Here is an 11,782-nt window from a genome sequence, read left to right as displayed (position 1 = left end):
GGAAACACACCATGGCCAAGAAAAGCGCCGTTAACCGTAATCTCGCGGTCAAGGCCCTCGTCAAGCAATACGCCGACAAGCGCGCCGCGCTGAAGGCGATCGCCAACGACGAAAGCCTGCCGCTGGAAGAACGCTTCGAAGCCCGCCTGAAGCTCGCGAAGCTTCCGCGCAGCTCGTCGGCTGTTCGCATTCGCAATCGCTGCGAAGTGACCGGCCGCCCGCGCGCCTACTATCGCAAGCTGAAGATGAGCCGGGTTGCTCTCCGCGAACTGGGTTCGCAGGGGCAGATCCCCGGCCTCGTCAAGTCGAGCTGGTGAGGACGATCAGATGTCGATGAACGATCCCCTGAGCGATATGATCGCTCGCATCAAGAACGCCGCCACGCGCAAGCGCGCCAAGGTTGCGACGCCGGCTTCCAAGCTGCGCGCCCGCGTCCTGGACGTGCTGGCCGACGAAGGCTACATCCGCGGCTACTCGCTGGTCGAGAAGCCCGGTGCGTTCCCCGAATTCGAGATCGAGCTCAAGTATTTTGACGGTGAGCCCGTGATCGCCGAGATCAGCCGCGTGTCCAAGCCTGGCCGTCGCGTCTATTCGTCGATCAAGGACCTGAAGCCGATCAAGAACGGCCTGGGCATCTCGATCCTTTCGACGCCGAAGGGCGTCATGTCGGACTCTGCCGCGCGCGACGCTAACGTCGGCGGCGAAGTCCTCTGCCGCGTCTACTAGGCGCGGGAGGGAAAGAGCATGTCACGTATCGGTAAGAAGGCCGTCTCGATCCCCAAGGGCGTCACCACGACGCTCGAAGGCCAGACGGTGTCGGTGAAGGGGCCCAAGGGCCAACTCTCCTGGACGGTTCCCGAAGAGATCGAAGTCAAGCAGGAAGGCGAAGAGCTGACCCTGACTCCGCGTTCGGAAACCACGCGCGCCAAGGCGATGTGGGGCCTGTCCCGCACGCTGGTGGCCAACATGGTGCACGGCGTCAGCACGGGCTTCGAGGAAACCCTCGAGCTGGTGGGCGTCGGTTACCGGGCCGCGATGAAGGGCACCGCCCTGTCGCTGCAGCTCGGTTTCTCCCACGAAGTCGACGTCGCGGCTCCGGCCGGCGTCACCTTCGCGGTGCCCAAGCAGACCGAAATCAAGATCGCCGGCGCTGATAAGCAGGCGGTCGGCGAGATTGCCGCGAAAATCCGCCGCATTCGTCCGCCGGAGCCCTACAAGGGCAAGGGCGTGCGCTATGCTGGCGAGAAGGTTCGCCGCAAGGAAGGCAAGAAGAAGTAAGCCATGGCGCTCTCTCCTCGTGAATCCGCCGCTCGTCGCGCCCAGCGCACGCGCACCCGTCTCAAGTCGCTGGCCAACGGCCGTCCGCGTCTGTCGGTCTTCCGTTCGTCCAAGAACATCTACGCCCAGGTCATCGATGATGAGCGCGGCGTGACCCTGGCCTCGGCCTCCACCCTCGAGGGTGAAGGCAAGGCCACGGGGGCGAACAAGGACGCGGCCGCCCTGGTCGGCAAGCTCGTCGCCGAGCGCGCCATCGAAAAGGGCGTCAAGGACGTCGTCTTCGATCGTGGCGGCTACATCTTTCACGGCCGGGTGAAAGCCCTGGCCGACGCCGCGCGCGAAGCCGGCCTGAACTTCTAAGGGAAACATCATGGCTCGTGGTGACCAACAGCGCGGTGAAGGCGGCCAACGCCGGGACCGTCGCGACCGCAACGCCCCCGAGGAGCGGGTCGACAGCGACATCGTCGAAAAGCTCGTCCACATCAACCGCGTCGCCGCCACCGTTAAGGGCGGCCGTCGCTTCAGCTTCGCTGCTCTGATGGTCGTCGGCGACCAAAAGGGCCGCGTCGGCTACGGTCATGGCAAGGCGCGTGAAGTGCCGGAAGCCATCCGCAAGGCGACCGAAGAAGCCAAGAAGACCATGGTCCGCGTCCCGCTCCGCGAGTCGCGCACCCTGCACCACGACGGCTACGGCCGTTGGGGCGCCGGCAAGGTCATGATGCGCGCTGCCCCTCCCGGCACGGGCGTCATCGCTGGTGGTCCGATGCGCGCGGTTCTCGAAACCCTGGGCGTCCAGGACGTCGTGGCCAAGTCGACGGGTTCCTCGAACCCGTACAACATGGTGCGCGCCACGTTCGAGGCCCTGAAGGTTCAATCGTCGCCCCGCCAGATCGCCGCCAAGCGCGGCAAGAAGGTCGGCGACATTCTCGGCCGCCGCGCCGACGGAGCCTCGGCTCCGGACGCCATCGAGGGCTAAGACATGGCTACTGCAAAGACCGTCAAGGTTCGCCAAACCGGCAGCCCKATCCGTCGCGAAAAGGACCAGCGCGCCACGCTCGCCGGTCTGGGTCTCAACAAGCTGGGCCGCGTGTCCGAGCTGGAAGACACCCCTTCGGTTCGCGGCATGATCCGCAAGGTCCAGCACCTGCTGGAAATCGTCGAGTAGTTCTGCTACGAGACGTCGAAATCGCCACCCCGGTGAAAGCCGGGGTGGTTTTCGTTTTAAGTTTCTTTGTTTCCAAAAGCCGAGTCCGGCCATTGGCCGGGCGCAGATCTCCAAGGAGAGGCACATATGACCAAGCTTAACGAACTGGCTCCGGCTCCCGGCTCCACCAAGGGCCGCATGCGCATCGGCCGCGGCCCGGGCTCGGGCAAGGGCAAGACCGGTGGTCGCGGCGTGAAGGGCCAGAAGGCGCGCTCGGGCGTCGCCATCGCCGGCTTCGAAGGCGGCCAGATGCCGCTGCACATGCGCATGCCCAAGCGCGGCTTCAACAACCCGTTCCGCCTGCAGTTCGCTGAAGTGAACCTGTGGCGCCTGGAGCAGGCCGTGGCCGCCGGCAAGTTCAAGAAGGGCGCCGAGCTGGGCGCCGCTGAACTGGTCGCCGCCGGCGTGATCCGTCGCGAACTGGACGGCGTGAAGCTGCTGGGCAAGGGCGAGATCAAGACCGCCCTGAAGCTGACCGTCTACTCGGCCACGGAAGCCGCCATCAAGGCCGTCGAGGCCGCCGGTGGTTCGGTCACCGTGACCAAGAAGGCCAAGGCGCAAGCCGAAGCCTAAGACCATAATGTCATCCCGGAGGCGCTCTCGGAGCGCCGTCGCCGGGATCGCGGAGAGGCCAGGGGACACCCCGCCGGACCCGCCGTTTCCCACCGGGATGACAGAATAACGAGGCTCGCCGTGACATCGCGGCGGGCCTCACCTATGTACGGCTCCGTACTCGGGCTTTGTCCGGCCCCCGGCGATTCATCGCCGACCGGACCTGGCCCTGCATAATGCTAGGAGCGCGACTTGGCCGCGGAAGCGGCGCGCGCTCTCGACGTGGGGATTTGAATGGCCTCGGCCGCCGAACAACTCGCAGCCAACATGAACTTCGGGTCCTTCCAGAAGGCCACCGAACTTCACAAGCGCATCTGGTTCACGCTCATCGCCCTGATCGTCTACCGGCTCGGCACCTATGTGCCGATCCCGGGGATCAATCCGGAAGCCTTCGCCGCCGCGTTCTCGCAGCAGTCGAAGGGCATCCTGGGCATGTTCAACATGTTCTCGGGCGGCGCCGTGCAGCGCATGGCCGTCTTCTCGCTGAACGTGATGCCCTACATCAGCGCCTCGATCATCGTGCAGCTGATGGGCTCGGTGTATCCGCCGTGGGAAAAGCTGAAGAAGGAAGGCGGCGAAGCCGGCCGCAAGACCCTGAACCAGTACACCCGCTACCTGGCGGTCGTGCTGGCCGTGGTCCAATCGGCCTCGATCGCCTTCGGCCTGCAGAGCCAGGCCAACATGGTGGTGGGCGGCATCGCCCCGCTGTTCTTCGTCGCGTCCACGGTCGTGGCCCTGACGGGCGGCACCCTGTTCCTGATGTGGCTGGGCGAGCAGATCACCAGCCGCGGCGTCGGCAACGGCGTCTCGCTGATCATCTTCACCGGCATCGTCTCGGCTCTGCCGCTGGGCGTGGTGCGGATGTTCACCCAGGTCCAGACCGGCGCCATGTCGGGCTTCGCCCTGTTCGCCGTCGGCGTGCTGGCGATCGCCGTGATCTTCGCCATCGTCTTCGTCGAGCGCTCGCAGCGCCGCCTGCTGGTCCACTATCCCAAGCGCCAGCAAGGCAACCGGATGATCGGCGGCGACACCTCGTTCATCCCGCTGAAGCTGAACACCGCCGGCGTCATCCCGCCGATCTTCGCCTCCAGCCTGCTGCTGCTGCCGACGACCGCCATGGGCTTCCTGGCCACGGCCAACCTGCCCAGCTGGCTGCAATGGCTGCCGACCGTGGTCGGCGCCCTGCAGCACGGCCAGCCGCTGTTCATGGTGCTGTACGCGGCCCTGATCATCTTCTTCTCGTTCTTCTACACCTCGGTCGTGTTCAATCCCGACGAGACGGCGGAGAACCTGCGCAAGTACGGCGGCTTCATGCCGGGCATCCGTCCGGGCAAGCGGACGGCGGAGTACCTGGACTACGTCCTGACCCGCCTGACCGTGATCGGCGCGGCCTACATCACCGCGGTCTGCATCCTGCCGGAACTGCTGATGAACAGCATGGGTCCGACCAAGTTCACCCTGGGCGGCACCTCGATCCTGATCGTCGTGACCGTGACCATGGACACGGTCGCCCAGATCCAGTCCCACCTGCTGGCCCACCAGTACGAAGGGCTGATCAAGAAGTCGAAGCTGCGGGGCGGCAAGGGGCGCTAGGCGCTTCTGGACCCTACGGAAGGCCAAAACGCGGAAGCCGGTTTGTGACAAACCGGCTTCCGTTTTTATCGAACCCACTCTAGGTCTGGGCGGGACGTGGGCGGCAGACCCGCGAAAACGCAGGAAGCGCATTGATGAACTTGATCCTGTTCGGGCCGCCGGCGGCGGGCAAGGGCACCCAGGCCAAGCGCCTGGTCGAGCAGCGGGGCATGGTCCAGCTGTCGACCGGTGACATGCTGCGCGCCGCGATCGCCTCGGGCTCCGAGCTGGGCCAGAAGGTCAAGGGCGTGCTGGACCGCGGCGAGCTGGTCACCGACGAGATCGTCATCGCCCTGATCGAGGAGCGCCTGCCCGAGGCCGAAGCCGCAGGCGGGGCCATCTTCGACGGCTTCCCGCGCACCGTGCCCCAGGCGCAGGCGCTGGACGCCATGCTGGCCAAGCGGGGTCAGAAGATCGACTCGGTTCTCCGACTCAAGGTAGACGAGCCCGCGCTCATCGAGCGGATCAGCAAGCGATTCGCCGAGCAGGGCCGCCCCGACGACAACCCGGAAGTGTTCGTGACGCGCCTGGCGGCCTACAACGCCCAGACCGCGCCGCTGCTTCCGTACTACCGCGAGCAAGGCAAGCTCACGGAACTGGACGGCATGGCCTCGGTGGAAACCGTGGCCGCCTCCATCGACGCCGCGCTTTCGGTCGTGGCTTAAGACTTCGTTGGAATCCTCTCGATTGAGCGGATTCCGCCATTGACGGACGCGCAACTATCCCTATAACGGGGCGCTTCCGCGAAAGGGCGCGATCTGTGCGCGCCGGACTGGGTCGCAAGACCGGGCCGGGCGCGCCGTTCGCGTCTTTAGTGCGTGACTAGGAGAACATTAGACGTGGCCCGTATTGCAGGCGTCAACATCCCGACGAACAAGCGCGTTTTGATCGCGCTTCAGTACATTCATGGCATTGGCCAGAAGTCCGCTCGTGACATCATCACGAAGGTGGGCATCGACGACGCTCGCCGGGTCAACCAGCTGACCGACGCCGAAGTCCTCGCGATCCGCGAAGCGATCGACAAGGACTTCACCGTCGAGGGCGACCTGCGCCGCGAAAACTCGATGAACATCAAGCGTCTGATGGACCTGGCCTGCTATCGCGGCCTGCGTCACCGCAAGGGCCTGCCGGTCCGCGGTCAGCGCACCCACACCAACGCTCGTACCCGCAAGGGTCCGGCTAAGCCGATCGCCGGCAAGAAGAAGTAAGGCAGCCTGACCGATGGCCAAGGAACCGGCTCGCGTTAAACGTCGCGAACGCAAGAACATCACCTCGGGCGTGGCGCACGTGAACGCCTCGTTCAACAACACCATGATCACCATCACCGACGCTCAGGGGAACACCATCTCCTGGTCGAGCGCCGGCATGATGGGCTTCAAGGGCTCGCGCAAGTCGACCCCGTACGCCGCTCAGATGGCTGCGGAAGACGCGGGCAAGAAGGCCGCCGAGCACGGTGTGAAGACCCTCGAGGTCAACGTGTCGGGTCCGGGTTCGGGCCGTGAGTCGGCCCTGCGCGCCCTCCAGGCCGCCGGCATGACCATCACGACCATCCGCGACGTGACGCCGATCCCGCACAACGGTTGCCGTCCGCCCAAGCGTCGTCGCGTCTAGTACTTTTAAGACCCAATTCTCCTTCGCCGGCTGCGCAAAACGCGGCCGGCGAGTCGCGTTCAAGGGATCGACCACGTGATCGAAAGAAACTGGAACGAGCTGATCCGTCCTGAGAAGCCGCAAATCGAGACTGGCGCCGACGCGACCMGCAAGGCTCGCATCGTGGCTGAACCGCTCGAGCGCGGCTTTGGTGTGACGCTCGGCAACGCTCTCCGCCGCGTCCTGCTCTCCTCGCTGCAAGGCGCCGCCGTCACCGCCATCCAGATCGATGGCGTGGTGCACGAATTCTCTTCGCTCGAAGGCGTCCGCGAAGACGTCGTCGACATCGTTCTGAACATCAAGCAACTGGCCGTGCGCATGCACGCCGAAGGCCCCAAGCGCATGACCCTGCGCGCCACGGGCCCCGGCCCGGTGACCGCGGGTCAGATCGAAACCCCGGCCGACATCGAGATCCTGAACCCCGACCACGTGCTCTGCACGCTGGACGACGGCGCTTCGGTGCGCATGGAGTTCACGGTCAACACCGGCAAGGGCTACGTTCCGGCCGACCGCAACCGTCCGGAAGACGCGCCGATCGGCCTGATCGCCGTCGACGCCCTGTACTCGCCGGTCAAGCGCGTCGCCTATCGCGTCGAGCCGACCCGTCAGGGCCAGTCGCTGGACTATGACAAGCTGATCCTGGAAGTGGAAACCAACGGCGCTGTCACGCCGGTGGACGCGGTGGCCTACGCCGCCCGCATCCTGCAAGACCAACTGCAGATCTTCATCACCTTCGAAGAGCCCAAGGCCAAGACGGCCKACGAGGCCAAGCCGGAACTGCCGTTCAACCCGGCCCTGCTGAAGAAGGTGGACGAACTGGAACTGTCGGTCCGCTCGGCCAACTGTCTGAAGAACGACAACATCGTCTACATCGGCGACCTGATCCAGAAGACCGAAGCCGAAATGCTCCGCACGCCGAACTTCGGCCGCAAGTCCTTGAACGAAATCAAGGAAGTGCTGGCCGGCATGGGCCTGCACCTGGGCATGGACGTGCCGAACTGGCCGCCGGAAAACATCGAAGACCTGGCCAAGAAGTTCGAAGACCAGATCTAAGAGTCGTATATCGCGTATCGCGCTTAATCCGGGCCGCTCTTTCGAGAGCGGCCTGGGCCTTTTGAAGCCGCAACAGCGGTGGAGGGCCCCGGCGCTTCGTTCTGAACCCGGCCGGGACGCAGCTGGGATTGGTGACAATCAGCGCTTCTCCATCGCGCTACAGCGGGCCAAGGCCCAGGAGAGACCACAATGCGTCACGGTAAAGCTCACCGTAAACTGGGCCGTACGTCCGCTCACCGCACCGCCATGTTCGCCAACATGTCGGCCTCGCTGATCAAGCATGAGCAGATCGTCACCACCCTGCCGAAGGCCAAGGAACTGCGTCCGTTCGTCGAAAAGCTGGTCACCCTGGCCAAGCGCGGCGACCTGCACGCCCGTCGTCAGGCCATCTCGACCGTCCGCGACGTCGAGCAAGTCGGCAAGCTGTTCGCCACCATCGGTCCCCGCTACAAGGACCGCCAGGGCGGCTACATCCGCGTCCTGAAGGCCGGCTTCCGCTACGGCGACAACGCCCCGCTGGCCGTCATCGAGTTCGTCGACCGCGACGTCTCGGCCAAGGGCAAGGACTCCGGCCCGGTGTTCACCGCGGACTCGGAAGACTAAGATTTTAAGCCTCGGCTGACGGAAGAGGCCCCGGAGCGATCCGGGGCCTTTTTTGCGTCCAGGGGGCGTGCGACAGGTTGCATCAGCCCCTGTCGTGGCTCCGGTAGAGTTTTGTTCACCTCGTCGCCCCATCCTTCGCCGCTAAGTACTCGGGGGAGGGATGGAGATGAAGATCTCCGGTGTCATGCGCGGCTTCGGCGGCGCGCTCGCGGTCGGGGTGATCCTGGCCGGCGGGCTGGCATTGTTCGCGATCGAGGGCCTGCGGGTCGGCGGTCCGCTGTTCCGCCAGATCGTCGACAACAAGGACATCGTCGCCGACATCCTGCCGCCGCCACTCTACGTGGTCGAGGCCGACCTGGTGGCGACCAAGCTGGTGGCCCATCCCGAGACCGTGGACGCCGCCGCCGACAAGCTGGCGGCGCTGCGCAAGGACTACGACACCCGCAACGCCTACTGGAAGACCGCGCCGATCGACCCGGCCATGCGCGCGATGCTGGTCGACGAGTCGTCCGCGCCGGCCATGGTGTTCTGGCGCGAGATCGACCAGGAGATCCTGCCCGCCGTCCGCTCGGGCGACATGGACCGCGCCCGCCAGGGTTTGGCCCGGGCCGACGTGGCCTACGAGGCCCACCGCGCCGTGATCGACAAGGTGGTGGTCATGGCCAACCACGACGCCGCCGCGGTCGAGGCGCGGGCCGTCGAGCAGACGCGCCTGACCTTCATCCTGCTGGCGGGGGCCGGGGCCCTGATGCTGCTGGTCGTCGGCGGCGGGATCGCCCTGATGAGCCGACGGATCGTCAAGCCGATCCAGGCCATGACCGGCTTCATGGGCCGGCTGGCGGCCGGCGACTACGACCGGGCCGTGCCCTTCGCCGGGCGTGGCGACGAGATCGGCGAGATGGCCAATTCCGTGGCTGTGTTCCGCGAGGCGATCGTCGCGCGCCAGGCGGCCGAGGACCGCATCGCCGCCGAGCGTGACGAGACCGAGTCCGCCAAGGCCCGCCACGACGCCGAGCGGCGCAGCGAGGAGGCCGGCCGTCTGCAGGTGGTCGAGGCCCTGGTCGCGGCCGTGGCCCGGCTGAAGGCCGGCGATCTGACGGCGCGGCTGGAGACGGCCTTCCCCGGGGCCTACGAAGGCCTGCGGGGCGACTTCAACCGGGCGATCGCCGGGCTGGCGGCGGCCATGAGCGAGGTGGTCGAGGGCGCGGGCGGCCTGCGGGTCGGGGCCGGCGAGATCAGCGGCGCGATCGAGGACCTGTCGGCCCGCACCGAACGGCAGGCCGCCAGCCTGGCCGAGACGGCCTCGGCCCTGGGCGAGGTCAGCGCCAGCGTCAAGCGCACCGCCGAGGGCGCGAACGAGGCCAACGCCGCGGTGATCGACAGCCGGGCGGTCGCCGACCGCTCCAGCCAGGTGGTCGGCCGCGCGGCCGAGGCCATGAGCCAGATCGAGAGCTCCTCGGCCAAGGTCTCACAGATCCTGGGCGTGATCGACGAGATCGCCTTCCAGACCAACCTGCTGGCTCTGAACGCGGGCGTGGAAGCCGCCCGGGCCGGCGACGCCGGTCGCGGCTTCGCGGTCGTGGCGCAGGAAGTGCGGGCCCTGGCCCAGCGCTCGGCCGAGGCCGCCAAGGAGATCAAGGGGCTGATCGCGGAGTCGTCGGACCATGTCCGTTCGGGCGTGACCCTGGTCGGCGAGGCCGGGGCGGCTCTTGGCGACATCGTCGAGCGGGTGGGGGTGATCGGCGGGCTGATGGAGGAGATCGCCCAGTCCAGCCGCGAGCAGGCCGCGGGCCTGGCCGAGGTCGACCTAGCGGTCGGCCAGATGGACCAGGTCATCCAGCAGAACGCCGCCATGGCCGAGCAGGCCACGGCCGCCAGCCGAGGCCTGGCCGACGACGCGGTGCGCCTGGAGGCCCAGGTCGAGCACTTCCAGGTCGGGGCCGACCAGAGGACCTGGGCGGCCGCCTAGGTCCCGCTGGAGGCGGCTACTCCTTGGTCAGGTCCTGTCGCCGGAATAGCGCCACCGCGCCGCCGGCCAGCACCACCAGCCAGGCCAGCAGGAACACCAGGGCCAGCCCGGCCTGCCCCGCGTCGGTCCGGGCTTCCGGCGGCGAGATGACGAAGGTCTTGAGCACCCGTCCGGCGAAGGCGGGGATCAGCAGGCTCTTCCAGGTCGCGGCCTGCATGGTGGCGGCCAGGGTCGACTGCACGAAGACGACCACCAGGCCGGCGATCACCGCGCCCATGGTCGAACGGGTCACGACGCCGATCAGGGCCCCCAGGGCGCCGACCAGCAGCACCTCCAGCCAGGTCACCAGCACCACGCCGGCGTACTGGCTGACGAAGGCCGGGCCGGCCGGCGGTCCGACCAGGCGGGCGTGGTTGGCCACCGCGCCGAACAGACCCGCCAGCACGGCGGTGATCGCGGTCAGCAGCAGGCTCCAGGCCGCGACCTCGGCGAAGACGATCAGCTTGGCCGCCAGCAGGTTGATCCGGCTGTTGCGCGGCGTGATCAGCCGCCAGGTCTCCCAGCGATAGTCGCCGGCGAAGATCGCCGCCKCGCCGATCAGCAGGAACAGGGCGGTGAACGGGCCCGAGGCCCCGGCCACCGCGCCCATGGCCCGGTTGGCCAGGTCGGCCGTCTCGCCGGGGATGGTACGGTGCAGGACCGCCCGGGCGAACATGTCCATCGCGATGCTGAACAGCATGGTGATCAAGGGCGCGAAGGCGAAGCCCCAGAACAGCGAGACGCGGTCGCGGGACAGGCGGAAGCGCTCGGCGGCGATGGCGTCAGCGAGCATCGACCAGATCCTTCGGTTCGAGAGCGCCCAGATAGGCGCTTTCCAGGTCGGCCTCGCGCCAGCGGGCCTCGGTGATCTCGACCCCGGCCTCGACCAGGGCGCGGATCAGGGCGGGGGTTTCGGCGCGCAGCACGTCGGCCAGCACGGCGTTCGGGCCGTCCGCCTGCCCCTTGTCGCCCAGCACGGCCAGGGCCTTGTCGACCGGCGAGACGGTCAGGCGCAGGCGCGGCTTGCCGCCGGTCAGGGCTTCGACGTCGCCCTCGGCGGCCAGCTTGCCCTTGGACAGGATCGCCACGCGGTCGCAGACCCGCCGGACCTCGTCCAGCTGGTGACTGGCCAGGATGATGGTCACGCCTTCCTTGTCGGCCAGGTCGCGGATCAGGGCGCGGATCTCCTGGATGCCGGCCGGGTCCATGCCGCTGGTCGGTTCGTCCAGGATCACCAGCTCGGGGCGGGTGAAAAAGGCGGCGGCCAGGCCCAGGCGCTGCTTCATGCCCACCGAGAAGGTGCCCGCCTTGCGGTCGGCCGCGCCGCCCAGGCCCACCCGTTCCAGCCAGTAGTCGATGTCGGCCGATCCGCCGGCGCCGCTCTCCAGCGCCAGCATCCGCAGCACTTCGCGGGCGGTCAGATAGGGCGGATAGCGCGGGGTCTCGATCATCGCCCCCGCCCGACGCAGGGACGAGGACTGGCCGGCCGGGGCGCCGAACAGCCGGGCCGTGCCGCTGGTGGGACGCACCAGGCCCAGGGCGATACGGAACAGGGTGCTCTTGCCCGCGCCGTTGGGACCCAGCACGCCGAACACGCCGCCGGCGGGAATGCTCAGCGACAGCCCGTCCAGGGCGCGCACCGCGCCGTAGGTCTTGACCAGGCCGTCGGCCTCCAGGGCGAAGCTCATGTCGAGCGATTTCCGGTGGCGATCATGCGGGGCGACTCCCTGAAAGGCCAAGTG

General features: G+C 67.4%; 15 protein-coding genes and 2 pseudogenes. 15 read left to right on the top strand and 2 right to left on the bottom strand.

The genetic code is table 11. The features are described from left to right. The first annotated feature begins 11 nt into the window (after positions 1–11). The 15 genes and pseudogenes from rpsN to AC1U89_RS17970 all read left to right on the top strand — a co-directional run. On the top strand, positions 12–317 hold the full coding sequence (rpsN, locus tag AC1U89_RS18040) for a 30S ribosomal protein S14 (RefSeq protein ID WP_132096010.1): 306 nt from the start codon (positions 12–14) through the stop codon (positions 315–317). 10 nt (positions 318–327) lie between these two features. Continuing rightward, positions 328–726: a 30S ribosomal protein S8 gene (gene rpsH / locus AC1U89_RS18035; RefSeq protein WP_007662733.1), complete on the top strand. Its 399-nt coding sequence runs from the start codon at positions 328–330 to the stop codon at positions 724–726. An 18-nt stretch (positions 727–744) separates the two neighbouring features. Beyond that, the gene (gene rplF / locus AC1U89_RS18030; RefSeq protein ID WP_029912324.1) at positions 745–1,278 is read left to right on the top strand and encodes a 50S ribosomal protein L6; all 534 of its coding nucleotides are present in this window, start codon (positions 745–747) and stop codon (positions 1,276–1,278) included. A 3-nt stretch (positions 1,279–1,281) separates the two neighbouring features. Beyond that, a complete protein-coding gene (gene rplR, locus AC1U89_RS18025) occupies positions 1,282–1,638 on the top strand; it encodes a 50S ribosomal protein L18 (protein ID WP_479901035.1) in 357 nt (118 codons plus the stop codon). Positions 1,639–1,648: 10 nt separating this feature from the next. Continuing rightward, complete coding sequence (rpsE, locus tag AC1U89_RS18020; protein ID WP_018113050.1) at positions 1,649–2,254, top strand: 30S ribosomal protein S5; 606 nt, start codon at positions 1,649–1,651, stop codon at positions 2,252–2,254. Between the two features lie 3 nt (positions 2,255–2,257). Beyond that, complete coding sequence (gene rpmD / locus AC1U89_RS18015; RefSeq protein WP_029912327.1) at positions 2,258–2,443, top strand: 50S ribosomal protein L30; 186 nt, start codon at positions 2,258–2,260, stop codon at positions 2,441–2,443. 126 nt (positions 2,444–2,569) lie between these two features. Further along, positions 2,570–3,055, top strand: coding sequence for a 50S ribosomal protein L15 (rplO, locus tag AC1U89_RS18010; RefSeq protein ID WP_479901034.1), 486 nt, complete (start codon positions 2,570–2,572; stop codon positions 3,053–3,055). Between the two features lie 273 nt (positions 3,056–3,328). Next, the gene (gene secY, locus AC1U89_RS18005; RefSeq protein ID WP_479901033.1) at positions 3,329–4,687 is read left to right on the top strand and encodes a preprotein translocase subunit SecY; all 1,359 of its coding nucleotides are present in this window, start codon (positions 3,329–3,331) and stop codon (positions 4,685–4,687) included. A 134-nt stretch (positions 4,688–4,821) separates the two neighbouring features. Beyond that, positions 4,822–5,391: an adenylate kinase gene (locus AC1U89_RS18000; RefSeq protein ID WP_479901032.1), complete on the top strand. Its 570-nt coding sequence runs from the start codon at positions 4,822–4,824 to the stop codon at positions 5,389–5,391. Between the two features lie 174 nt (positions 5,392–5,565). Then, positions 5,566–5,934: a 30S ribosomal protein S13 gene (gene rpsM / locus AC1U89_RS17995; RefSeq protein ID WP_479901031.1), complete on the top strand. Its 369-nt coding sequence runs from the start codon at positions 5,566–5,568 to the stop codon at positions 5,932–5,934. Between the two features lie 13 nt (positions 5,935–5,947). Further along, positions 5,948–6,337, top strand: coding sequence for a 30S ribosomal protein S11 (rpsK, locus tag AC1U89_RS17990; protein ID WP_010919150.1), 390 nt, complete (start codon positions 5,948–5,950; stop codon positions 6,335–6,337). 75 nt (positions 6,338–6,412) lie between these two features. Next, a complete protein-coding gene (locus AC1U89_RS17985; RefSeq protein ID WP_479901030.1) occupies positions 6,413–7,429 on the top strand; it encodes a DNA-directed RNA polymerase subunit alpha in 1,017 nt (338 codons plus the stop codon). 189 nt (positions 7,430–7,618) lie between these two features. Then, positions 7,619–8,032, top strand: a complete 414-nt coding sequence (gene rplQ / locus AC1U89_RS17980) for a 50S ribosomal protein L17 (RefSeq protein WP_026176397.1) — start codon at positions 7,619–7,621, stop codon at positions 8,030–8,032. A gap of 160 nt (positions 8,033–8,192) precedes the next feature. Next, positions 8,193–8,954, top strand: a pseudogene (locus AC1U89_RS17975) (HAMP domain-containing protein); the annotation flags it as partial. Positions 8,955–9,254: 300 nt separating this feature from the next. Beyond that, positions 9,255–10,001, top strand: a pseudogene (locus tag AC1U89_RS17970) (methyl-accepting chemotaxis protein); the annotation flags it as partial. Positions 10,002–10,017: 16 nt separating this feature from the next. On the opposite strand, the gene AC1U89_RS17965 reads toward AC1U89_RS17970, so the two are convergent. Both AC1U89_RS17965 and AC1U89_RS17960 read right to left on the bottom strand, forming a co-directional pair. Next, positions 10,018–10,833, bottom strand: a complete 816-nt coding sequence (locus tag AC1U89_RS17965; RefSeq protein WP_479901029.1) for an ABC transporter permease — start codon at positions 10,831–10,833, stop codon at positions 10,018–10,020. Continuing rightward, positions 10,823–11,728, bottom strand: a complete 906-nt coding sequence (locus tag AC1U89_RS17960) for an ABC transporter ATP-binding protein (protein WP_479901028.1) — start codon at positions 11,726–11,728, stop codon at positions 10,823–10,825. Before AC1U89_RS17960 ends, AC1U89_RS17965 begins: the two co-directional genes overlap by 11 nt. Positions 11,729–11,782 lie beyond the last annotated feature (54 nt).

It is taken from the genome of Caulobacter sp. 05T431, assembly GCF_056665975.1.
Note: the sequence above shows the minus strand (reverse complement) of the source record. Positions and strands in the feature narration are given on the sequence as shown.

What these genes read in the sequence shown, in the direction of transcription:
- rplO (WP_479901034.1), top strand. Translation starts at nt 2,570, where the DNA reads ATGACCAAGCTTAACGAACTGGCTCCGGCTCCCGGCTCCACCAAGGGC.
- rplQ (WP_026176397.1), top strand. Translation starts at nt 7,619, where the DNA reads ATGCGTCACGGTAAAGCTCACCGTAAACTGGGCCGTACGTCCGCTCAC.
- rpsH (WP_007662733.1), top strand. Translation starts at nt 328, where the DNA reads ATGTCGATGAACGATCCCCTGAGCGATATGATCGCTCGCATCAAGAAC.
- rpsK (WP_010919150.1), top strand. Translation starts at nt 5,948, where the DNA reads ATGGCCAAGGAACCGGCTCGCGTTAAACGTCGCGAACGCAAGAACATC.
- AC1U89_RS18000 (WP_479901032.1), top strand. Translation starts at nt 4,822, where the DNA reads ATGAACTTGATCCTGTTCGGGCCGCCGGCGGCGGGCAAGGGCACCCAG.
- rpsE (WP_018113050.1), top strand. Translation starts at nt 1,649, where the DNA reads ATGGCTCGTGGTGACCAACAGCGCGGTGAAGGCGGCCAACGCCGGGAC.
- rpsN (WP_132096010.1), top strand. Translation starts at nt 12, where the DNA reads ATGGCCAAGAAAAGCGCCGTTAACCGTAATCTCGCGGTCAAGGCCCTC.
- AC1U89_RS17960 (WP_479901028.1), bottom strand. Translation starts at nt 11,728, where the DNA reads ATGAGCTTCGCCCTGGAGGCCGACGGCCTGGTCAAGACCTACGGCGCG.
- rplR (WP_479901035.1), top strand. Translation starts at nt 1,282, where the DNA reads ATGGCGCTCTCTCCTCGTGAATCCGCCGCTCGTCGCGCCCAGCGCACG.
- secY (WP_479901033.1), top strand. Translation starts at nt 3,329, where the DNA reads ATGGCCTCGGCCGCCGAACAACTCGCAGCCAACATGAACTTCGGGTCC.
- rplF (WP_029912324.1), top strand. Translation starts at nt 745, where the DNA reads ATGTCACGTATCGGTAAGAAGGCCGTCTCGATCCCCAAGGGCGTCACC.